Origin of the sequence: Plantibacter sp. CFBP 8798 (genome assembly GCF_014841195.1) — a bacterium.
Lineage (GTDB): Bacteria > Actinomycetota > Actinomycetes > Actinomycetales > Microbacteriaceae > Plantibacter > Plantibacter auratus.
Genome location: NZ_JACYTS010000002.1, coordinates 1,166,571 through 1,187,510, shown reverse-complemented (window position 1 = coordinate 1,187,510; position 20,940 = coordinate 1,166,571). Strand labels below are relative to the sequence as shown.

20 protein-coding genes, 1 tRNA gene and 1 pseudogene are annotated in these 20,940 nt (G+C 68.2%); 12 read left to right on the top strand and 10 right to left on the bottom strand.

Annotation, left to right across the window (positions count from 1 at the left end; translation table 11 throughout):
- Nucleotides 1-54: 54 nt before the first annotated feature.
- Entirely contained in the window at nt 55-1,011 is a 957-nt protein-coding gene (locus tag IFU30_RS12625; RefSeq protein ID WP_192005405.1) for a DMT family transporter, read from the top strand.
- A gap of 42 nt (nt 1,012-1,053) precedes the next feature.
- On the opposite strand, the gene IFU30_RS12620 is transcribed toward IFU30_RS12625, so the two are convergent.
- Together IFU30_RS12620 and msrB are read right to left on the bottom strand one after the other, a co-directional pair.
- A complete protein-coding gene (locus tag IFU30_RS12620; protein WP_192005404.1) occupies nt 1,054-1,602 on the bottom strand; it encodes a nitroreductase family protein in 549 nt (182 codons plus the stop codon).
- Nucleotides 1,599-2,018 carry a peptide-methionine (R)-S-oxide reductase MsrB gene (gene msrB / locus IFU30_RS12615; RefSeq protein ID WP_079705364.1) on the bottom strand — a complete coding sequence of 140 codons (420 nt, stop codon included), beginning with the start codon at nt 2,016-2,018 and terminating at the stop codon, nt 1,599-1,601. The genes IFU30_RS12620 and msrB overlap by 4 nt, the downstream gene beginning before the upstream one ends.
- Nucleotides 2,019-2,241: 223 nt before the next feature.
- Between msrB and IFU30_RS12610 the strand changes: the two genes are divergently transcribed.
- The 5 genes from IFU30_RS12610 to IFU30_RS12590 all read left to right on the top strand — a co-directional run bounded on the left by IFU30_RS12610 (nt 2,242) and on the right by IFU30_RS12590 (nt 6,809).
- Nucleotides 2,242-2,544, top strand: coding sequence for a DUF3263 domain-containing protein (locus IFU30_RS12610; RefSeq protein WP_192005402.1), 303 nt, complete (start codon nt 2,242-2,244; stop codon nt 2,542-2,544).
- A 21-nt stretch (nt 2,545-2,565) separates the two neighbouring features.
- Nucleotides 2,566-3,138, top strand: coding sequence for a LytR C-terminal domain-containing protein (locus tag IFU30_RS12605; protein ID WP_192005401.1), 573 nt, complete (start codon nt 2,566-2,568; stop codon nt 3,136-3,138).
- Between the two features lie 285 nt (nt 3,139-3,423).
- Nucleotides 3,424-3,627: a cold-shock protein gene (locus tag IFU30_RS12600; protein ID WP_079705369.1), complete on the top strand. Its 204-nt coding sequence runs from the start codon at nt 3,424-3,426 to the stop codon at nt 3,625-3,627.
- A gap of 204 nt (nt 3,628-3,831) precedes the next feature.
- On the top strand, nt 3,832-5,451 hold the full coding sequence (gene groL, locus IFU30_RS12595) for a chaperonin GroEL (RefSeq protein WP_064296567.1): 1,620 nt from the start codon (nt 3,832-3,834) through the stop codon (nt 5,449-5,451).
- A gap of 179 nt (nt 5,452-5,630) precedes the next feature.
- Complete coding sequence (locus IFU30_RS12590) at nt 5,631-6,809, top strand: hypothetical protein (protein ID WP_192005400.1); 1,179 nt, start codon at nt 5,631-5,633, stop codon at nt 6,807-6,809.
- Nucleotides 6,810-6,878: 69 nt separating this feature from the next.
- Here IFU30_RS12590 and IFU30_RS12585 read toward each other — a convergent pair whose 3' ends face one another.
- From IFU30_RS12585 to IFU30_RS12560, 6 genes are all read right to left on the bottom strand, one after another.
- Nucleotides 6,879-7,169, bottom strand: coding sequence for a WXG100 family type VII secretion target (locus tag IFU30_RS12585; RefSeq protein ID WP_064296564.1), 291 nt, complete (start codon nt 7,167-7,169; stop codon nt 6,879-6,881).
- A 153-nt stretch (nt 7,170-7,322) separates the two neighbouring features.
- A complete protein-coding gene (locus IFU30_RS12580; protein ID WP_192005399.1) occupies nt 7,323-8,987 on the bottom strand; it encodes a sensor histidine kinase in 1,665 nt (554 codons plus the stop codon).
- A gap of 10 nt (nt 8,988-8,997) precedes the next feature.
- Complete coding sequence (locus IFU30_RS12575; RefSeq protein WP_056007716.1) at nt 8,998-9,687, bottom strand: response regulator transcription factor; 690 nt, start codon at nt 9,685-9,687, stop codon at nt 8,998-9,000.
- A 46-nt stretch (nt 9,688-9,733) separates the two neighbouring features.
- Complete coding sequence (locus IFU30_RS12570; protein ID WP_085510338.1) at nt 9,734-11,377, bottom strand: DNA repair helicase XPB; 1,644 nt, start codon at nt 11,375-11,377, stop codon at nt 9,734-9,736.
- A 50-nt stretch (nt 11,378-11,427) separates the two neighbouring features.
- Complete coding sequence (locus IFU30_RS12565; RefSeq protein ID WP_192005398.1) at nt 11,428-13,263, bottom strand: helicase-associated domain-containing protein; 1,836 nt, start codon at nt 13,261-13,263, stop codon at nt 11,428-11,430.
- Nucleotides 13,264-13,268: 5 nt separating this feature from the next.
- Nucleotides 13,269-13,544, bottom strand: a complete 276-nt coding sequence (locus IFU30_RS12560) for a multidrug ABC transporter ATPase (RefSeq protein WP_124768896.1) — start codon at nt 13,542-13,544, stop codon at nt 13,269-13,271.
- Between the two features lie 136 nt (nt 13,545-13,680).
- Here IFU30_RS12560 and IFU30_RS12555 point away from each other — a divergent pair, with 136 nt between their 5' ends.
- Together IFU30_RS12555 and IFU30_RS12550 are read left to right on the top strand one after the other, a co-directional pair.
- Complete coding sequence (locus tag IFU30_RS12555; RefSeq protein WP_079705376.1) at nt 13,681-14,064, top strand: cold-shock protein; 384 nt, start codon at nt 13,681-13,683, stop codon at nt 14,062-14,064.
- Nucleotides 14,057-14,749 carry a DUF3027 domain-containing protein gene (locus tag IFU30_RS12550; RefSeq protein ID WP_192005396.1) on the top strand — a complete coding sequence of 231 codons (693 nt, stop codon included), beginning with the start codon at nt 14,057-14,059 and terminating at the stop codon, nt 14,747-14,749. The genes IFU30_RS12555 and IFU30_RS12550 overlap by 8 nt, the downstream gene beginning before the upstream one ends.
- A gap of 86 nt (nt 14,750-14,835) precedes the next feature.
- Here IFU30_RS12550 and serC read toward each other — a convergent pair whose 3' ends face one another.
- Nucleotides 14,836-15,948 (bottom strand): phosphoserine transaminase, encoded by a 1,113-nt coding sequence (gene serC / locus IFU30_RS12545; protein ID WP_192005394.1) that lies wholly within the window; start codon nt 15,946-15,948, stop codon nt 14,836-14,838.
- Between the two features lie 144 nt (nt 15,949-16,092).
- On the opposite strand from serC, the gene IFU30_RS12540 reads away from it, so the two are divergent.
- From IFU30_RS12540 to IFU30_RS12525, 4 genes are all read left to right on the top strand, one after another.
- Nucleotides 16,093-16,794 carry a metal-dependent transcriptional regulator gene (locus IFU30_RS12540; RefSeq protein ID WP_079705381.1) on the top strand — a complete coding sequence of 234 codons (702 nt, stop codon included), beginning with the start codon at nt 16,093-16,095 and terminating at the stop codon, nt 16,792-16,794.
- Nucleotides 16,795-17,043: 249 nt separating this feature from the next.
- Nucleotides 17,044-18,213 (top strand): CHAP domain-containing protein, encoded by a 1,170-nt coding sequence (locus tag IFU30_RS12535; protein ID WP_192005393.1) that lies wholly within the window; start codon nt 17,044-17,046, stop codon nt 18,211-18,213.
- A 428-nt stretch (nt 18,214-18,641) separates the two neighbouring features.
- Nucleotides 18,642-19,139, top strand: a complete 498-nt coding sequence (locus IFU30_RS12530; RefSeq protein WP_079001921.1) for an HNH endonuclease — start codon at nt 18,642-18,644, stop codon at nt 19,137-19,139.
- A 25-nt stretch (nt 19,140-19,164) separates the two neighbouring features.
- A tRNA-Arg gene (locus tag IFU30_RS12525) sits at nt 19,165-19,239 on the top strand.
- A gap of 568 nt (nt 19,240-19,807) precedes the next feature.
- Here the strand turns inward: IFU30_RS12525 and IFU30_RS21025 are convergent.
- Nucleotides 19,808-20,842 (bottom strand): annotated as a pseudogene (locus IFU30_RS21025) (recombinase family protein); the annotation flags it as partial.
- Between the last annotated feature and the right edge of the window lie 98 nt (nt 20,843-20,940).

Here is a 20,940-nt window from a genome sequence, read left to right as displayed (position 1 = left end):
ACCGCCCGCTCAGCCTCGCTGAGTGGGCGGTTCCTCATTGGAAGGAACCCTCCCGTGACCCGTGTCCCAGCGCCGCTCGCGCTCCTCATCGCCGTCGTCAGCGGTGCCTTCATCGCGGTGCAGGCAAGGCTGAACGGTGATCTCGGAGCCCGCCTCGGTGACGGGTTCACCGCGGCTGCGATCTCGTTCGGCGGCGGCTTGATCATCCTCACCGTCGGGCTGGCGGTCTCCCGCACCGGTCGTCAGGGGCTCTCCACGGTGGCCGGTGCCGTCCGACGCCGGGAGATGCCCTGGTGGACGGTGCTCGGTGGGTGTGCCGGCGCGTTCCTCGTGCTCTCGCAGGGGCTCACCGCCGCCACGCTCGGCGTCGCCCTCTTCACGGTCGCGGTCGTCGCCGGCCAGACGGCGAGCGGACTCGTGCTCGACCGGATCGGCTTCGGCCCGGGAGGCGTCGTCGGGTTCAGCGTCCAGCGCGTCCTCGGGGCGGTCGTCGCCCTCGTCGCCGTCGGCGTCGCGGTCTCGGGCGAGCTCGGCGGGAGCATCCCACTCGGACTGCTCGTCCTCCCGCTCCTCGCCGGCATCGGGATCGGCTGGCAGCAGGCGGTCAACGGTCGCGTGAAGATGCGGGCGCAGAGCACGCTCGCCGCCACGTTCATCAACTTCATCGTCGGGACGGTCGTGCTGGTCATCGCCGCGGTGCTCCACGCGGTCATCGTCGCGCCGCCCGGACCGCTCCCGGGGGAGTGGTGGCTCTACCTCGGAGGCCCGATCGGATGCGTGTTCATCGCCGTGGCGGCGTTCCTCGTGCAGCACACGGGCGTGCTCATCCTCGGGCTCGGCACAGTGGCCGGTCAGACCCTGAGCGCGCTCGCCCTCGACGTGCTCCTGCCCACCGACGACGGCGGCGTGCATGTCGCGACGGTCATCGGGACACTCCTCGCGTTCGCCGCCGTGGCGATCGCATCAGCGCGGTTCAGGCGTCGTCCCACGGCATCTTCGTCCGCCGACTGAGTCGAGCCGTCGGGCCGTCGGATGCCGTGAGCGACTCCGTCCTCAGGGCATGGAGCTGAGGTGCGCCTTCGCGTTGATCGTCTTGCGGCGCCCCGTGCGAGCGTTACCCGGCTTCCCTCCGACGTACAGCCAGCCGAGGAGCTCCTCGCCCTTCTTCAGGCCGTGTGCCTTCCGGACCGCTTTGGCGCGAGTCGCGCCGCCGGTGCGCCAGAACACGCCCCAACCGGCGTCGTCGAGCAGGAGACTGACCATGTGGGCCACTCCGGCCGCGACCGCCTCCTGCTCCCAGGCGGGCACCTTCGACTTCTTCACGCTCACGACGACGGCGAGCAACAGGGGCGCGCGGAGCGGCTTCGTCGAGGGCTTCGAGTCGCCCTCCGCCTTCGCGAGCGCCCGGCCGAGCTTCACGCGGTCGTCGCCGCGGAGGGTGATGACCCGCCACGGACGCAGGGCGCTGTGGTCGGCCACTCGACCGGCCGCCGCGAGGACCTCGAGGAGTTCCGCGTCACTCGGAGCGACGTCGGTGACCTTGGACCACGAACGCCGCCCGGCGACGGCGGCGAGGACGGGGCGCTCGACCGGTTCGGTCACTCCGTCGGCTCGGTGGTGTCGGCCGCGGCGAAGTTGAGCGCGATCGAGTTCATGCAGTAGCGGTCGCCGGTGGGCGTGCCGAAGCCGTCGTCGAACACGTGGCCGAGGTGCGAGCCGCAGTTGGCGCACCGGACCTCGGTGCGCACCATGCCGAGGGTGCGGTCCTCGATGAGCTGCACCGCCTCGGGGTTCACGGACTCGTAGAAGCTCGGCCATCCGCAGCCGGAATCGAACTTGGTACCGCTCTTGAAGAGTTCGGCGTTGCAGGCGGCACAGGTGTAGAGGCCCGCGCGCGACTCGTCGAGGAGCTCACCCGTCCAGGCCCGCTCGGTCGCCGCTCCGCGGAGGACCTGATACTGCTCCGGCGTGAGTTCCTCGCGCCACTGCTCATCGGTCTTCGACACGTCGTACGTCATGCTGCTCCATTCGTCTCGGTCATCCTACGTGCGGGGCTGCCTCGTGCATGCGGCTCCCGACGTATTCCATAACACTGCACCGAGCCTGATCCTTCCCGGTGAACGTCGGCCCTCGCCGGGGTGGATGCGGCCCGGCGGCCATCGGCTGAATAGACTTGGACGGCGGCGGACCTGAGCATGACTCCACGGTCGCCGCATCGGCACCGATCGGCAGGAGATGAGCATGCAGCCAGCGTCGCGCACGCCTGCCGATGACGACGCGTCGACGCCGACGGGAGGCCTCGACCAGCGCGAGCTCGAGATCCTCGAGTTCGAGTCCCACTGGATGCAGCACGTCGGGGCCAAGGAGGCCGCCATCCGCGACCGCTTCGCCCTGTCCCCGGCCCGGTACTATCAACTGCTCGGCGCGCTCATCGACTCGCCGTCCGCCCTCGCCCACGACCCCATGCTGATCAAGCGGCTGCAGCGCACGCGCGACGCCCGACTCTCGGCGCGAGGAGCCCCGGCTCCCCGCACCGACGGCTGAGCAGCTCTCGGAGACCACACCATGGCTGAATCCTTCCCGCCCGACCGCTTCGACGAGGTCCCCGACCTCAAGCGCGTCGGTGCGCACCGTGCCCCTGCTCCCAAGGGACGCGGCTGGATCGCCTTCCTCGTCGCCGTGGTCGCCACGCTCGTGCTCGTGGGGGTCGGCACCTTCGCCCTGTTCGGGCTGAACGACCGGATCGACTTCTTCGGCGGCTCGCAGAGCCCGAGCGCCACGCCCACGCCGACCCCAACCCCGACCGAGGCTGCCCCCGTCATCGACCCCGCGGCCAGCATCCTCGTCCTGAACGGCACACCCACCGCCGGCCTGGCGGCATCGGCGGCGGCAGCGATCACGGCCGCCGGCTTCACGCAGCAGATCCCGACGAGCGATGCCAGCACGGAGGACGTCACGGCGAGCGGCGTCTACTACCAGGATCCGTCGCAGGAGGGCGTCGCCCGCGCCGTCGCGAACGCGCTCGGCGGCATCCCGATCCAGATCACGGACACGTACGCGATCCCCGTCGAGGAGGGCGAGGCACCGGTCCTCCGCATCGTCGTCGTGGTCGGCGCGGACTACCAGCCGGCCGCCTGAGCGCGGCTGAGGGAGGTCGATCTCGCGGGTCGCCGGAACGCCGTGTTTCCGGAGTGTTTCCTCCATGTTGAGTTGTCGTATCACTCCGCCCCATTTGTCGATTTCGGGGTGAATCCGCGCGGTGCTCCGGATTAGTATCTGGAACTGGCCGCTCATCCCGTCCCGTCTCGACTCGCCCCCGGGTCCGCTTCGGCGCAGGGTGGTCACCGGGGTCCCGATCCCGGATGGCAGGTCCGGGTTCGGCAACAGTCGATGCCTGCGAGCACGCAGCAATGGGAGTATGAAATGGCGAACGGAACCGTCAAGTGGTTCAACGCTGAGAAGGGCTTCGGCTTCATCACGGTCGACGACGGCGGACAGGATGTCTTCGTCCACTACTCGGCGATCGACATGAGCGGCTACAAGTCCTTGGAAGAGGGCCAGGCGGTCGTCTTCGAGGTCGGCACTGGAGCAAAGGGGCCTCAGGCCGAGGGTGTGCGCCTGGCGTAGCCGCTGATCAGGTACGCGATTCCTGCGACGCCGTCCACGTCGGTGGGCGGCGTCGTTCGTCGTTCCGGGGCTGTTCCCGGGAGTTCGCTCAGGGCGCCGGTGCTCACTTGCACTCACACCCCCTGAGTGCCAGAATCGACTTAGCACTCGTACTCATTGAGTGCTAACAACGTTCATGACGTCCGGGAGGGACGAAAAACACACATGGCTAAGATCATTGCTTTCGACGAGGAGGCCCGTCGCGGCCTCGAGCGTGGACTGAACATTCTTGCTGACACGGTCAAGGTCACCCTTGGGCCGCGCGGTCGCAACGTTGTCCTCGAGAAGAAGTGGGGCGCCCCCACGATCACCAACGACGGCGTGTCCATCGCCAAGGAGATCGAACTCGACGACCCGTACGAGAAGATCGGCGCGGAGCTCGTCAAGGAGGTCGCCAAGAAGACCGATGACGTCGCCGGCGACGGCACCACCACGGCGACCGTGCTGGCACAGGCGCTCGTCCGCGAGGGCCTCCGCAACGTCGCCGCAGGCGCCGACCCCATCAGCCTCAAGCGCGGCATCGAGAAGGCCGTCGAGGCCGTCACGGTCGAGCTCATCGCCAACGCCAAGGAGGTGGAGACCAAGGAGGAGATCGCTGCGACCGCTTCCATCTCCGCCGGCGACACCACCATCGGCGAGATCATCGCCGAGGCGATCGACAAGGTCGGCAAGGAGGGCGTCGTCACCGTCGAGGAGTCGAACACCTTCGGCACCGAGCTCGAGCTCACCGAGGGCATGCGCTTCGACAAGGGCTACCTGTCGCAGTACTTCGTGACCGACCCCGACCGCCAGGAAGCGGTGTTCGAGGACCCCTACATCCTCATCGCCAACCAGAAGATCTCCGCGATCAAGGACCTCCTGCCGATCGTCGACCAGGTCATCCAGTCGGGCAAGCAGCTCCTCATCATCGCTGAGGACGTCGACGGCGAAGCTCTCGCGACGCTCGTCGTCAACAAGATCCGTGGCATCTTCAAGTCCGTCGCCGTCAAGGCTCCGGGCTTCGGCGACCGCCGCAAGGCTCAGCTGCAGGACATCGCCATCCTCACCGGTGGCCAGGTCATCTCCGAGGAGGTCGGCCTCAAGCTCGAGACCGTCACCCTCGACCTGCTCGGCCGTGCGCGCAAGGTCGTCATCACCAAGGATGAGACCACCATCGTCGAGGGTGCCGGCGACGCCGACGCCATCGCCGGTCGTGTCTCGCAGATCCGCAAGGAGATCGACAACACCGACAGCGACTACGACCGCGAGAAGCTCCAGGAGCGTCTTGCCAAGCTCGCGGGCGGTGTTGCGGTCATCAAGGCCGGTGCAGCGACCGAGGTCGAGCTCAAGGAGCGCAAGCACCGCATCGAGGACGCCGTTCGCAACGCGAAGGCTGCCGTCGAAGAGGGCATCGTCGCCGGTGGTGGCGTCGCCCTGATCCAGGCCGGCAAGACCGCGTTCGAGAAGCTCGAGCTCGTCGGCGACGAGGCGACCGGTGCGAACATCGTCAAGGTCGCCATCGACGCTCCGCTCAAGCAGATCGCGCTCAACGCAGGCCTCGAGCCTGGCGTCGTCGCCGACAAGGTCCGCAACCTGCCCGTCGGACACGGCCTCAACGCCGCGACCGGTGAGTACGTCGACATGCTCGCTGCCGGCATCAACGACCCGGTGAAGGTCACCCGCTCCGCGCTGCTCAACGCAGCGTCGATCGCCGGCCTGTTCCTCACCACCGAGGCCGTCGTCGCCGACAAGCCGGAGAAGAACCCGGCTCCGGCCGGCGACCCGACCGGTGGCATGGACTTCTAAGTCCGACAGCAACACCTGCGCAGGGCGTCTCCTCCGGGAGGCGCCCTGCGTCGTTTCCACCAGACGCATCGGGGAGGACCCTCGATCTGTATGCCTGTTTCCGCATGGGTCCGACAGTCGTTGTAGAGACGTGACCGGAACGGCATATCGGCCCGCGCGCCAGTTCCTATGATCGAGCTATGAGACGTATCGGGGGAGCGGCGATCGCCGCCGTATTGATTCTGGGGCTGAGCGCGTGCACGCCGGCCGACCCGAAGCCGACGACGACGTCCACACCGGTGTCGTCCGCGACACCGACCACCGCCCCTGGGCCCACCACCCCCGTCAGCTCGTACGGAATGGGATGTCAGGACCTGGTCCCAGCCGACATCGTCAGCTCGGCGCTCGCGCCCTCCGTCGTACTCGAGGCCCCGTTCACGGATGACGTCAACGCGACACCGATCAACACGGCGCCCGTGGCGCTCGGAGGACTGCAGTGCAGCTGGGGGAACGGGGAGCCCCGCAGCCGGCTGCAGGGCGGCTCTCCGCTCGGGACCGAGCGCTGGGCGACGGTGATGGTGCTCCCGCAAGCGTCCGCAGTCTGGCAGCCGTTCTTCGAAGATTGGACGTCGGGCGAGCCCGGCCCCTGGGAGAACTCCACGCCGCTCTCCTGCTTCACCGGTGATGGACGTGTGCTCGATGTGTGCAGTATGCAGTTCCTCGTCGGCGACAGCTGGGTGGAGGTCCTCATCGACGGCCCGGCCGACAATGTCGCCGAGTCCGACGAAGCGGCGCGGACTGCGGTCATGCCGTTCGTCGAGTCGATCAGGGTCGCGTTGGAGCCGACGGCGACCGCGCCCCGTTTCGACTGGGGCGACACGACGGCCGGGGCGGGTGTCCTGCCGGCCGAGTGCGAGGGTTTCGTGCCCGAGGCGACGATGAGTGACCTGCTCGGCCAGCAACTGGCGTACACGTCGGCGCCGAAGAAAGGCGGGTCGGTCAGCCGAGGGGCCGCCAACGACTTCGGCGTCCCGGACTGTATCTTCGGGCTCCCTGACAGCGATTCGGCCCGCGGATTGCTCACCGCTCTGCCCCATGGGCAGTGGGCCTACGAGCAGCTGGTCGAGACGCGGATGAAGGACGGTGCGGACATCAGCTTCCTGGCAATCGACGGCCTGGGATCGCGCGACGCATTCCTGCAGTGCCGCACGGAGATCTTCTCGTCGTGCAGCGTCCACCTCACGGTCGACGGACAGTGGCTGCGCATCGACGTCAGCAACGAGAGCTCGGCCGATCCGGTGTACGGGGTGTCCGAGCTCGGCGCACAAGCGACGGCTTATGCTCAGGCTGCCGCGGCCGGGGTCCTGAGCGGCCGTTGACCCGGCTCGTCGCTGCGTTCGGAGGAGCCGCCGGCGCAGGGTCGTCGACCCGCGTCGGCGGCCAACCGCTCACCCGCTGAACATACTCGCGTTCGCCCGCTCGATCTCGGCGTACTGGGTACCCGCGACGGCGAGCGCCCGGCTGATCTCGCCGAGGTTCTCCTCGACCTGACGCTGGGTGCCCCTCCAGCGCTCGACGACACCGTGGAACGCGGCGGCCGCAGCGCCGGTCCATTGGCCGTCAAGTGCCGCCAGCTGCGTGTGCAGGCGGGCGACCTCGTTCTGGATCTGCTCGATCGTGACGCGTGCTGCCGTGGAGGCGCGCTCGACCGCGTCGCTGTCGACCTGGAAAGTGGCCATCGGGAACTCCGTTCGTCCGGGCGATGCCTGTCATCGCCGCTACCGAGACGGTAGGTGCTCGCCACCGGCCGGAACCGGCGAGGAAGGTTTCGTGCGCGCACTCCGAAGCAGGCCGGAGCCTGTGGAGGAGGGTCGAGCCAGCCCGCCGGCGGGTCAGGCCGGAGGGCCCGCGATGACGATGGGGCTCGTGGCCGCCGACGGGGCGAGCGGCAGGATGACGCGGAACGTCGCGCCGCCGCCGGGGGTCTCGGTCACGTCGACCGTGCCACCGTGCGCCGCGACGATGGAGGCGACGATGGCCAGTCCGAGGCCGCTGCCGCCCGTCTCGCGCGTTCGCGAGCTGTCGGCGCGCCAGAAACGCTGGAAGATCTTCTCGCGGATCTGTGGCGGGATGCCCTCGCCGTGGTCGACGATGGCGATGCTGGCGGTCCCTGCGCGGGCGTCCGTGCCGACCGCGAGCTCGATCGGGCTGTCGGCGGGCGTGAAGCGCAGGGCGTTTCCGATGAGGTTCGTGACGACCTGCCGGATCTTGTTCTCCTCGCCGAGGACGATCGGTGGCACGGCCAGGGTCAGTGGTTCTGCGATGGGCTTCGTGTCGGGCGTGGTGGCGTCGCCGGACGGCTTCGGCCGACGCCGGAAGCGGTTGAACGTCGCGCCGAAGATCGGCCCGGTCGAGCCCGTCTGGGGTGGTGCTTCGGCAGCGGCCGGGGACTCGTCAGTCGTTTCGGAACTATCGTCGTCGGCGGCTCGCGCCATGCGTTCGTCGCGGACGACCTGGACCGTACGCCCGGGGGCCTGGGCGGTGGTGTCGAGCGCGGCGTCGCGCGCGATCGGGAGCAGATCGACGGGGGCGACATTCAGTGGTCGCGTCTCATCGAGGCGGGCGAGCTGGAGGAGGTCCTCGACGAGCGCACCCATGCGGATGGCCTCCTTCTCGATGCGCTCCATGGCCTGTGCCACGTCCTGCGGCGTCTGGAGGGCACCCATCCGGTAGAGCTCGGCGTAGCCGCGGACGGAGACGAGCGGGGTGCGGAGCTCGTGGCTCGCATCCCCGACGAAGTTCCGCATCTGCTCGATGGTCTTCCCGCGATCCGAGTACGCGCGGTCGATGCGAGCCAGCATCGTGTTGAGTGATCGGCTGAGTCGCCCCACCTCGGTGTTCGGTGTGGAGCCCGCGAGTCGCTGGCTGAAGTCGCCGTCGGCGAATGCGGCGGCCGTCCGTTCCACCTGGCGGAGCGGTTCGAACGTGCCGGTCACCAGCCACCGGGTGAGGAGTGCTCCGACCACGATGATGAGCACGCCGAGGACGAAGAAGATCGTGAGGTAGGTCGCGATGGTGTTGTCGGTGCCCTGCATCGAGATGGCGACCCATGCCGCTCCTGTGCGGAACCCGTCGAGGGTGACCGGGACGGAGACCGCGTGGTACACGATCGTGCCGCTCGCGTTGGTGGTCGTGTAGATCTGGGTCCCGCTCGCGGCGACGTCGTTCGCGCTGAGGTGCGCCGGGTGTTCGGGAGCGATGCTGTCGTCCCACCCGGACGAGGCGCGGAGTTCGCCGTTCGTGTCGTACACGGCGACGAACAGCGTCGAGGGGGCGTCGAGCTGGAGCTGTCCGTCCTCGGAGATCTCACCGACGATCTTGCCCTTGGCGGCAGTGACCAGACTGTCGTTCGCCTGCTGGGTGAGGACCTCTTTGAGGAGCGGGGTCGTCCCCATGCCCGCGACGAGCAGGCCGAAGGCGAGGACGAGCACCGTCACCCCGGTGATCTTCGTCCGGAGTGAGACGCTGCTCCACCAGGTGGACAGGGAATCGGCCATCGCGTGGGGGCTACGCCTTTCCGGCCTTGAGCATGTAGCCGAATCCGCGCTTGGTCTGGATGAGCGGCTCGCTGGAGAACTGGTCGAGCTTCCGACGCAGGTAGGAGATGTAGCTCTCGACGATGCCGGCATCGCCGTTGAAGTCGTACTCCCAGACGTGGTCGAGGATCTGAGCCTTCGACAGGACGCGGTTCGGGTTGAGCATGAGGTAGCGGAGGAGCTTGAACTCGGTCGGGCTGAGGTCGATGGGGGTGTCGCCGACGAGGACCTCGTGGGTGTCCTGGTCCATCGTCAGCTCGCCGGTGCGGATCACTGCATCCTCGTCGGCCTGCATGGTCCGGCGAAGGATGGCCTTGATGCGTGCCACGATCTCGTCGAGGCTGAACGGCTTGGTGACGTAGTCGTCGCCGCCGACCGTGAGGCCCGTGATCTTGTCCTCGGTGTCGTCCTTCGCGGTGAGGAAGAGGATGGGCGCCGTGTAGCCGGCGCTGCGGAGGCGCTTGGTGACGCCGAAGCCGTTCATGTCCGGCAGCATCACGTCGAGGATGATGAGGTCGGGCTCCTCCTCGAGGACCGCTGAGATGGCGGCTGCGCCGTTGCCCACGGCACGGACGGCGAAGCCGGCGAATCGCAGGCTGGTGGTGAGGAGGTCGCGGATGTTCGGTTCGTCGTCGACGATGAGGATGCGGGGTCCGGTCATGACACCATTATCTGCACGTTTCTTGAGACTTTTCTGAGAGCCTGTTTCACGCGGTCTGCAGGGCGTGGGCGTCGAGGATCGTGTAGCTGTAGCCCTGTTCGGCGAGGAAGCGTTGGCGGTTCTGCGCGAACTCCTGATCGACCGTGTCGCGCGACACCAGCGTGTAGAAGCTCGCGGTGAGTCCCGTGGACTTCGGGCGCAACAGGCGGCCGAGACGCTGCGCCTCCTCCTGTCGTGAACCGAACGATCCCGACACCTGGATGGCGACGGTCGCTTCGGGCAGGTCGACCGAGAAGTTCGCGACCTTCGAGACGACGAGCACCTGCTCGGTGCCGTCGCGGAAGGCCTGATAGAGCCGTTCGCGCTCGTCGACCGGCGTTGCGCCCGTCAACTGCGGGGCACCGAGCGTCTCTGCCAGCTCCTCGATCTGATCGAGGTACTGCCCGATGACGAGGATCTGCTCGCCACGGTGCCGTTCGACGAGCTGCCGGACGACGTCGAGCTTCGCCGGGGCGGTCGCCGCGAGGCGGTATCGCTCGTCGTCGGCGGATGCGGCGTAGGTGAGTCGGTCCGCCTGGGGCAGGTCGACGCGCACCTCGAAGCACGCGGCGGGGGAGATGAAGCCCTGCGCCTCGATCTCCTTCCACGGGGCGTCGAACCGCTTCGGGCCGATGAGCGAGAAGACGTCGCCCTCGCGGCCGTCCTCCCGGATGAGCGTCGCCGTCAGGCCGAGGCGACGCCGCGCCTGCAGCTCGGCGGTGAGCTTGAAGACGGGTGCCGGGAGCAGGTGCACCTCGTCGTAGACCACGAGGCCCCAGTCCATGGCGTCGAGCAGCGCGAGGTGGGCGTACTCGCCCTTCCGCTTGGCCGTGAGGATCTGGTAGGTCGCGATCGTGACCGGCTTGACCTCCTTCACCTGCCCCGAGTACTCGCCGATCTCCTCGGCGGTGAGGGAGGTGCGCTTCAACAGCTCGTCGCGCCACTGCCGTGCCGACACCGTGTTCGTGACGAGGATCAGGGTGTTGGTGGACGCCGTCGCCATCGCCCCGGCGCCGACCAGGGTCTTGCCCGCACCACAGGGGAGCACCACGACGCCGGAACCGCCGGAGAAGAAGTTGTCGACCGCCTGCTGCTGATAGTCGCGGAGGTGCCAGCCGTCCTCCACCAGGTCGATCTGGTGCGGCGTGCCGGCGGTGTACCCGGCGAGGTCCTCGGCGGGCCAGCCCAGCTTCACGAGTTCCTGCTTGAGCGCGCCGCGTGCCCACGGCTCGACGAGGAAGGTGTCCGGCGTCGGGTGCCCGATGAGGAGGGGCGCGATCCGCTTGGCGCCGGCCACCTCGGTCAGGATCGGGAGGTCCGTGGAGCGGAGGACGAGCTCGCCCTCCTCGGAGCGTTCGATCACGAGCCGGCCGTAGCGGTTGACGGTCTCGCGCATGTCGATCGTCACGGACGCGGGGATGGAGAACTTCGAGTACCGCTCCAGCGTCTCGATCATCTGGTCGGCATCGTGCCCGGCTGCCCGTGCGTTCCAGAGTCCGAGACGGGTGATCCGGTAGGTGTGGATGTGCTCCGGCGCGCGTTCGAGCTCGGCGAACACCGAGAGATCGTGGCGGGCGTCCTCGGCGAGCGGGTGGGCGACCTCGAGCAGCACGGTGCGGTCGCTTTGGACGATCAGTGGTCCATCAGACATAACGGTCGAGTCTACCGGCGGATCCGGTGCGCAACCCCCTGAGCGAGCGCTCAGCCGGCGATCCGGACCTCGGTGATCATCGCGAGCGGCAGGGTGCGTTCGACGTCGGCCGACCGGTCCAGACCGCGCAGGCGACCGCCGGCAAGGCTCACCGGTTCGATCGTGAACGTGGATCGGCGCTCGCCGTGCTGCAGCTGCACGGTGACCGGCGTGTGGTCGCGGACGGCGATCTCCAGTTGCTTGGCCAACCATGCGCTGCTCGTGTCGCCGCTGTCGTCGGCGCGGAGCCTCGACACCAGATCCGGTTCCGTCGAGGCGGCCGGAGCGGAGAGGCTGGTGCGCATGACCGGCTGCCGGCGGATCCGGAGCGGTGCGCCGCCGTCGTCCTCCACGACCACCGGGTAGCGCGCGTCGTGGAGCGCCCAGTAGACCGTCGCCGCCTCGATCCGGCTGGTGAGCCGGTGCTCGTCGCTCGGACGGAGACCGAGCGCGACGAGGCTCTGGTCGACCGAGATCGCCGCGATCAGGCCGGCGTCGTCGGAGCGGATGTAGCTGCTGCGTCCAGGGTCGGCCGAGGCGTCGGCCGACGCGCGGATCGTCCCGACGCGGACGAGGCCGAATCGGGACGCGGCCTCGGACACGAGGTACCGCAGGGGTTGAGGGACGCCGGTCAGGGAGATCGACTCGAGGTACGCGAGCAGGTCCTCGGCCGTGTCTCCGTCGGCGAGGGCCCGGGTGACGCTCGCGGTCGTGATGCGGTACCTGGACGCCTGAGCGCGCCCCTCCGGCTCCGCGAGGGCCCGGAGTCGCACGTCGAGTTCCGCCGTCGGGGGACCGAGCGCGATGACCGTCAGGTCGTCCTGGAGGACGACCTGCGACACCTCGGCGGGGAGCATGGACGCGAGCGTCGAGGCGGCGTCGGCCGCGTGGTCGTCGACGAGGAGTCGTCCGAATCCGCTGGTCGCGCCGTCGACGGTGATCCCGAGCAGCTCGGCGACCGCGTCGACCGCCCGCGTCGGCGCCACGACGGCATCCTCCGCCAACGGGTACCACCAGCTGAGCTCTTCGACCAGGTCGACGGAACCGCGCCGGTACGCCGTCAGGATGCGATCGCGGATCGTGGCCGGGATCGCGTCGCGCCAGGCTGTCGCGAGACGGAGCCAGCGTTCCGCGGTGGCCGACGCCAGCCAGGCCTCGCCGACCTCGCTCAGGCGGATGGCGGAGCCGATCGCGTCCGTGAGCCCGGCAGTCGACGCCACGGACAGGGCGAGCTCGATCTGGTCGGGCGTGCTCGCCGCCGCGGCTGCGAGCCGTTTGAGGTCCGGCATGGACGGGGCTCCACGGCCGAGCAGGCGTGCGGGCTCGCGGTCGAGTTCATGGAGGCTCTCGCCGACGATGCCGACCGCGCCGGCCGCTCGCTCGCTCGCGAGGGCGTCCGTGTCGGGCGAGGGGCGGGTCGCGTGGGACGTCGGCGCCGCCGCCGGAAGTCGGAGTTCTGCTCGGCCTGGTCTGCCGCTCGCCGTCCACTCCTCGAACACCACGGCCACCGCGCTCACCGGCCTGATCGGACCGGCTCCGTCGTCCAGCACGAGGATGTCCCGCTCCAGCCGCTCCAGGGCGGCATCCACCTCCGACTGCTCGCGTCCGAGCGTGGTCGCGAGCGAGTGGCGCTCGGTCTTGTCCAGCGCGGCGGCGAGCACTGCGAGGGTGTCCCGATCGAGCAGTGCCATCCGGCGGGCGACGCTCGCATCATCCAACAGGGCCTCGGCGAAGTCGAAGAAGTCCGCGATGCGGGCGGAGGAGGCCCTGCGGTCGGGAGTCAGCCGGCGGAGCGCGTCGTCCGGGAGCTCCCGGAGGCGGCGCGCGATCGCGAAGGCCTCGCCCATGGTCGTCAGCGCGGCGACTGACCGCGGGACTCGCGAGACCGTCGTACGGCACCCACGATGATGAGCGTGATCAGCATCAGGAAGGCGATGGGGAGTCCGACGAGCGGCAGGATCGTCACGACCGGCCAGACGCCGACGGCGAAGTCGCCCTGCTCGAGGCCGGTGGCGGTGCCGACCATCACCGCGACGAACGCGGCGATCGAGACGGCGACGATCGTCACGACCATGTAGGCCAGGATCCGTTCGGGCCGCGAGATGCTCGGCGTCTGCTCATCAGTCACGCTCCCAGGATAGAGGCACGCGGCTGCTGCACCGAATAGGCTGGGGGCCGAGGACCGATGGTCCTCTCGATCGCGCTTCCTGCGCGATCACCGCACGGCGCTGCATTTTCTGCGCACGACACACAGCGAGGTTCCCATGCCCACCGGCAAGGTCAAGTTCTACGACGAGGAGAAGGGCTTCGGCTTCATCAGCTCCGATGACGGCCAGGAGGTCTTCCTGCACGCTTCCGCACTGCCCGCGGGCACGGCCGGCGTGAAGCCGGGGACGCGGCTCGAGTTCGGCATCGCCGACGGCAAGCGCGGCGCCCAGGCGCTGTCCGTGCGCGTCCTCGAAGCTCCGCCCAGCCTCGTCAAGCTGAAGCGCAAGCCGGCCGACGACATGGCGATCATCGTCGAGGACCTCGTGAAGCTCCTCGACGGCATCGGCGGCGACCTGCGCCGCGGCAAGTACCCGAACAGCAGTCACAGCACGAAGATCGCTGCCGTGCTGCGCAAGGTCGCGGACGAGCTGGATGCCTGACGCCGATCAGGAGACGCCCGTCGAGGATCGCGACGTCACGGCCGACACGGACACACGAGCAGAGTCGGACGAGCATCGCTCGGACGACGGCACCGATGGCGAGTCGACCCCGGCACCAGTGCCGGACGAGACCCTGATCGCCGCCGTGGAGCTCGCGCGCGAAGCGCTGCAGGAGATCACGCCCGCGAGCACGGTCGGTGAGCCGGCCGGGCACGTCGTGGTCGATGATCACGTCGTCTCGCTGCTGTTCGCGAACACGATGGCGGGCTACCCCGGATGGTTCTGGACGGTGACGCTCTCGCGGACCGCCGACGACGCCGCACCCAACGTGCTCGAGACGGAGCTGATGCCCGGCGACGGCGCGTTGCTGGCTCCGCAGTGGGTGCCGTGGTCGGAGCGCCTCGCGGACTACCGCGCCGCGCAGGAGGCAGCGGCAGCGGCTGCGGCTGACGACGCGCTCGACGACGCGGATGACACCGACGAGTTCGACGACGACGATGTCGCGCTGTCCGGGGACCCCCGCGACCGCGACCGCGACGGCATCGAACTCGAGTACGACGAGGACGACGTCGATGCGGCGTCGGACGATTCCGACGACGATGACTCGGACGACGAGGATTCCGACAACGATGACTCGGATGACGACGACTCCGACGAGGACGACGACCGGTTCGAGGACGAGTAGCACTCGCACACCGCGAGACAGACGAACGGGCGGCCGAACCTCGAGAGGGTTCGACCGCCCGTTCGGCGTTCAGCGGGGGAGACGGATCAGAGCGCCCCGACGACGTGTTCGATGCTCGCGATGAGCTGACGGACGTCTGCGGGGTCGATCGCCGTGAAGGTCGCGACGCGCAGCTGGTTGCGGCCGAGCTTGCGGTAGGGCTCGGTGTCGACGATGCCGTTCGCCCGCAGGGTCTTCGCGACCAGCGCGGCGTCGATGGCGTCGTCGAAGTCGATCGTGACGACGACCTGCGAGCGGTGGTCGGGGTTCGTCACGAACGGCGTCGTGTAGGAGGTGCGCTCGGCCCACTCGTACAGGACGCCGGAGGACTCGGCCGTCCGTGCCGATGCCCAGGCGAGGCCGCCGTTGCCGTTGATCCACGAGATCTGCTCCTCGAGGAGTACGAGCGTCGACAACGCGGGAGTGTTGAGCGTCTGCTCGAGTCGGGAGTTGTCGACCGCGTTCTTCAGGCTCAGGAACTCCGGGATGTAGCGGCCGCTCGCCGCGATCCGTTCGATGCGCTCGATCGCCGCGGGGGAGCAGAGCGCGAACCACAGGCCGCCGTCGGATGCGAAGTTCTTCTGCGGTGCGAAGTAGTAGACGTCCGCCTGGCTCGCGTCGAAGTCCACACCACCCGCGGCGCTCGTCGCGTCGATCACCGTGAGGGCGCCGGCGTCGCCGGACACGCGTCGCACCGGGGCCATGACGCCGGTCGAGGTCTCGTTGTGCGGCCAGGCGTACACGTCGACGCCCTCGACCACCTCGGGATCGATGCGGGATCCACCCGGCACCTCACGGACGTCTGGAGCGGTGAGCCACGGGGCGCCCGCCGCCTTGGCGAACTTGCCGCCGAACTCGCCGAAGACGAGATTCTGGCTGCGCTGCTCGATGAGGCCGAAGGTGGCCGCGTCCCAGAACGCGGTCGAGCCGCCGTTGCCGACGATGATCTCGTAGCCCTCGGGGGCGCGGAACAAGTCGGCCAGGCCGGCGCGCACGCGGCCGACGAGCTGCTTGACGGGAGCCTGACGGTGGGAGGTGCCGAGGAGGGACAGGCCGGCCTCGGAGAGCGCTGCGATCTGCTCAGGTCGGATCTTGGAGGGGCCGCAGCCGAATCGACCATCGGCGGGCAGAAGGGACGTGGGAATCGTGATCTCCGGCATACGGCGATTCTAGAGGCGAGGGCCTCATGGCGTCGTGCCACGGCGCCCGGATGCGTCCACGCGGGGCGGAGTGGCTTGGCGCGGGAACGTCGCCGCCGCGCACTAGGCTTACCGGGAACGTGCAATCGGGCAGGGAGGGCGTCGATGACCGATTTGATTGACACCACAGAGATGTATCTCCGCACCATTCTGGAGCTCGAGGAGGAGAACATCATCCCGCTTCGTGCGCGGATCTCCGAGCGCCTCGGGCACTCCGGACCGACGGTCTCGCAGACGGTCGGTCGGATGGAGCGCGACGGACTCGTGGTCGTGTCGGGCGACCGGCACCTCGAGCTCACCGAACCGGGCCGACGCAAGGCGGTCCACGTCATGCGGAAGCACCGCCTGGCTGAGCGCCTCCTGAGCGACGTCATCGGGCTCGAGTGGGAGTTCGTCCACGAGGAAGCCTGTCGCTGGGAACACGTCATGAGTGAGCAGGTCGAGCGCAAGCTGCTCGACATGCTCAACCACCCCACCGAATCGCCGTACGGCACCCCGATCCCCGGACTCGACGAGTTCGGCGACAGCCCCGCCGTCGCCTTCTCGCAGGGCGTCATCAACATCGTCGGCCTCGTCGAAGGACGCTCCGAGCCGGTCACGGCGACGGTCCGACGTCTCGGCGAGCCGGCGCAGGTCGACCCCGAACTCCTCCTGCAGCTGAAGCAGGCCGGCGTCATGCCGGGTCGCTCGGGAACCTTCGCGGCAGCGGGCGGCTACGTGCTCGTCACCATCGACGGTGTCGAGGGCGGCCTCGAGCTGCCCAACGAGCTCGCGACGCACATCTTCGTGGAGACCCCTGCCGCGTGAGCATGAGACGTGTATGAGGATTCCCTCATGTGCCCGTTTTCCCGTGATCGAAACGTGACTTTCCGAGGGGTAACCCGTAGGCTGTCACTCGTCCTGAAGGCCATGATCTGGCCCCAGGAAGACGACCGAGGCACCCCCTAGCCCGTCCCTCGGCCACACGAACCGACATCAATCGTCGGATGGGGCTGCGCCATGCCGATCGCCACACCGCGATCGTCGTCGCTCATGCGGGGTGCCGGAGGAATCCACTTGACTGCAGCTGGCGAGAGCGGCCCCGAACAGGCCGAGACGACCCCGAACGTCCCCCTCACCCGGAAGCAGCTCCGACTCCAGGAGCAGGCCGCGAAGCAGGCGGAGCCGACCACCCCGTCCCAGTCGGCAACCGACGACGCGCTCGTCGCCGACGTCGCTCCGGACGCACCCGTCGAGCACCCCGAGATCATCCTCGACGATGCCGTGGTCGAGGAGGCCGACGCCGCCGTCACGACCGGCGAGGTCCGTCTCGACGAGCGGCCGCTGACGAAGCCCGCCGCGCCGGAGCCGACGACCCCGCAATCCTTCACCGTGACGTCCGCCACTGACACCTCGTTCGCGACCGTCGCTCCGCTCCGCACCGGTGCGGACCGCGTCGCCCGCAGCAAGCCCCCGGTCAAGCCGACCGCGTCGACGGTCGCCGTGCGCAAGCCGAAGCCGTCCGGAGCCCGACCCGGATCCGTCCGCGGCGTCGCCACCATGGCCTTCCTCGTGCCGGCACTGGTCGCCACCGTCGCCCTCCCGGCGTATGCGGCCAGCAGCAGCGCGCAGACCACGTACGGGACGTCCGCCTCGGAGCAGTTGAAGACCTCCGGCGCCCAGAGCGTCGTCGCTTCCGACAAGGTGGCCGACGCCCCGATCTCTCGCGATCTCTACAGTGCGACGACGCCGGACGAGCTCGCCGAGCGCCAGCGGCAGCTCGACGCCGCTGCAGCTGCCAGCAACGCCACCTACTCGATCACCGTCGGCGCACGCCAGGCCGGCGACGACTACCCCTGGTTCGACCAGGCGACCGACGACGAGGGCGGCGGGCTGTCACCACTGCGCTACTACTACCGTGAGTGCGTGGACTTCGTCGCCTGGCGACTCAACCGCGACGCAGGCACGCCGAGCGGGAACTGGGCCTTCACCTGGGGCAACGGCCTGCCGCCGAGCAGTGCCTACGGCTGGGCGGACTCGTGGCAGTACAACAAGGGGACCAACGCCATCGCCGGCTCCGTCGCCTGGTTCAACTACAACCACGTCGCCTACGTGCAGTCGGTCAACGCCGACGGGACGGTCACCCTGGAGGAGTACAACTGGGGGTCCGCGCGTCACAGCTACAACACGCGCACCATCGCCGCCAGTGCCGTGGCGCTCTACCTCTACCCGCCGGGCGTCGGTTAATCCGACCCGCTCGACCTGGATCGCGTCCCTCCGTCGGAGGGACGCGATTCGTCGTCGATGCGTGTTGACCGTTCGCGACCATGCGGTGTCCGTCGTCCGAAGCCGAGGTGGCGCGGAGGGGAATTCTCCTGCAACGTGCGGAAATCCGGTCGGTGTGGGTTAATCTGGTGCTCTGCAACTCGGAGAGGTTCAGGAGCTGATGCACGCTATACGTCGCCACGTGGTCGCGAATGGTCGCGGCCTCTACGTGCTGCGGCATTCCAGCCAAGCGTGCCGCGGCTCCGCCGTGGGTCAAGAGGGTGCTGTCGTCATGACAGTGCCCTTTTTTGTTCCCCGGAGACGACTCGATCCGGCGCGTCACGGACGCTGCAGGTGGTGATCGTCGACCGGTCGCGGCAGCCGTCGTGGCCCTTCGGAAGGGAACGTGCATGCGCACACTGGTGTTGAACGCGGGCTACGAGCCGCTCGCGATCGTCTCGTTCAAGCGGGCCCTCGTGCTCGTGATGCATCACAAGGCGACCGTCGTCGAGATCGACTCCTCGCATCCCGTGGTGGCGACGAGCGGATCGTTCGATCGGCCGTCGGTCATCCTGCTCACCAGATACGTCCGGATCCCGAACGCCCGCCGGGTGCCCGTGACCCGCCGCGGGGTGCTGCGCCGTGACGGCCACCGCTGCGCCTACTGCGGGAAGGCGGCGACGACGATCGACCACGTGCAGCCGCGCTCGCGCGGGGGTGTGGACAGCTGGGAGAACCTCGTGGCCTGCTGTCTGCGCTGCAACAACGTGAAGGGCGACCGCACGCCGATGGAGATGAACTGGAGCCTCCGGGTCTCACCGGGGACGCCGCACGGCTCGCAGTGGATGGTGCGGGGCGTCGAGCGCTCGGAGCCCGACTGGGAGCAGTACCTGGCGCCCGCCGCCTGAGCGACCGGCTAAACTCGACGGGTCAGCCTCTGTAGCTCAATGGAAGAGCAGTTCCGTCCTAAGGAAAGGGTTGGGGGTTCGAGTCCCTCCAGGGGCACCAAATGTTCGTCTCTAGAACCTAGAGCCGAATCCATGCCATTTTCGCCCCGCCGTCGGAGTTCCCGAGGGCGGTTTTTCGCACCTTCGAGCCGGGCCAGGTCTTGTGTCGTTTCCTGGAGCGAGCGAAACGGCTCGGCCATCTCCGCCACGACGTTGAAGTCTTGGTCGACCACGATCCTCTCGAAGAACGCTTGGTTGAACCTGCGACGTATGTCGTCGGGTGCCCGTCGATATGCTTCGAAGCAGTTTTCTATGAGGTCGAGCGACTCCTTGAGATGCCGTTCGATCGTCGTGAACGTCACTGCGGTAGAGCTGAGGCGGTCGGCGATGCTCGATAGCTGGCGAGAGATCCGCTCTTGCTCCTCACGATACAAAGCTGCTGGGACGGCGCCGTCGAGATGGCTGTCGAGGAGCTTCCTGCTTCGCGCTTGGAGCCGCGTCTGTTCTTGAAGGAGCTCGCGCTGCTTGCGGCGAGTGTCCTCACTGCTGGCCTCGAGTTCTCCCTTGAGGTGTAGCTCGACCTCCGCGCGCAGCTCCGCCTCGATCTGGATGCCGCGGTAGAGGTCAACTACCTTGCTCTCGATGAGACCGATGCTCACCGCAGAACGTGTGCAGCCGTTGCGCTTCTCGTGGCGTCCTGAGCACACGAAGTACTCGTAGAGCGTGCCGTGACGGTTGACGGAGTGTTGGACGAGCATTCGGCTGCCGCAGTCGCAGTACAAGGAACTCTTGAGGTAGTGGTGGTTCTGCCGCACTTTCTCGCCTACAACGTGCGAGGCCATGACGTCCTGGACCTGCTGCCAGACCGCAGGATCCACCAGTGGCTCGTGTCGTCCCGGGAAGCTGGCACCACCGAAACGCACCTCGCCTTTGTAGTAAGGGTTCGAGAGGATCTTCTGCAGTTGGGTGACGGTGATCACTTTGCCTGGGCGAGAGGGGGTGGCCCGAGACATTAGCCCGCGCTCCGAGAGTTCCTTGGTGAGCTGTCGCAGCGTCCACTCGCCCGTAGCGTACGCGCTAAAAGCCCATCGGATCAGGTCCGCGCGCTCGTTGTCGACGATGACGGTTCGCACTTCGCGCCCTTCCGTACTGATTACCCCCGCGTTGCGGTAGCCGATGGGCGCCTTGCCTGGCGTTCCGCCAGTCTTGGCCTTCTGGTGCATGCCCTTCATAACCTCGTTCGCAAGGTTCCGGGAGTAGAACTCCGCGATCGACGACATGATGCCGTGCAGGAGCATGCCCGAGGGAGTCTCGTCGATATTCTCTGTGGCCGAGATCAGCCGTACGTCGGCTGTGTTCAGAGCGAGGTTGATCGCGACATCGTCGACCCTGTTCCGCGCCAGACGGTCTACTTTGTGGACGATGCAGTAGGAGATTGGATGCTGCGAGACGTAGGCCAACATGCGTTGGAGCTCCGGCCTGTCGGCCGACCGAGCTGATTCACCGCGGTCGATGAACTCTTCAATGATGTCGGCGCCGAGGGCCTCTGCCTTCCGACGGTTCGCCTCGAGCTGCGCGGGGATGGAGTAGCCGTCCGGATCACCGTCTCGGTCTGCCTGCTCGCGGGTGGACACCCGCACATAGGACACTGCGAGCAATCTCATAGATGTAGGCATGCTCCCTCCTTCTATATTAAGCCTGGTCAGGCGCACTTTTCCTCGCACCCCACTGCGGGCTCACTGACTGTAGCTCTGGCCAGCGA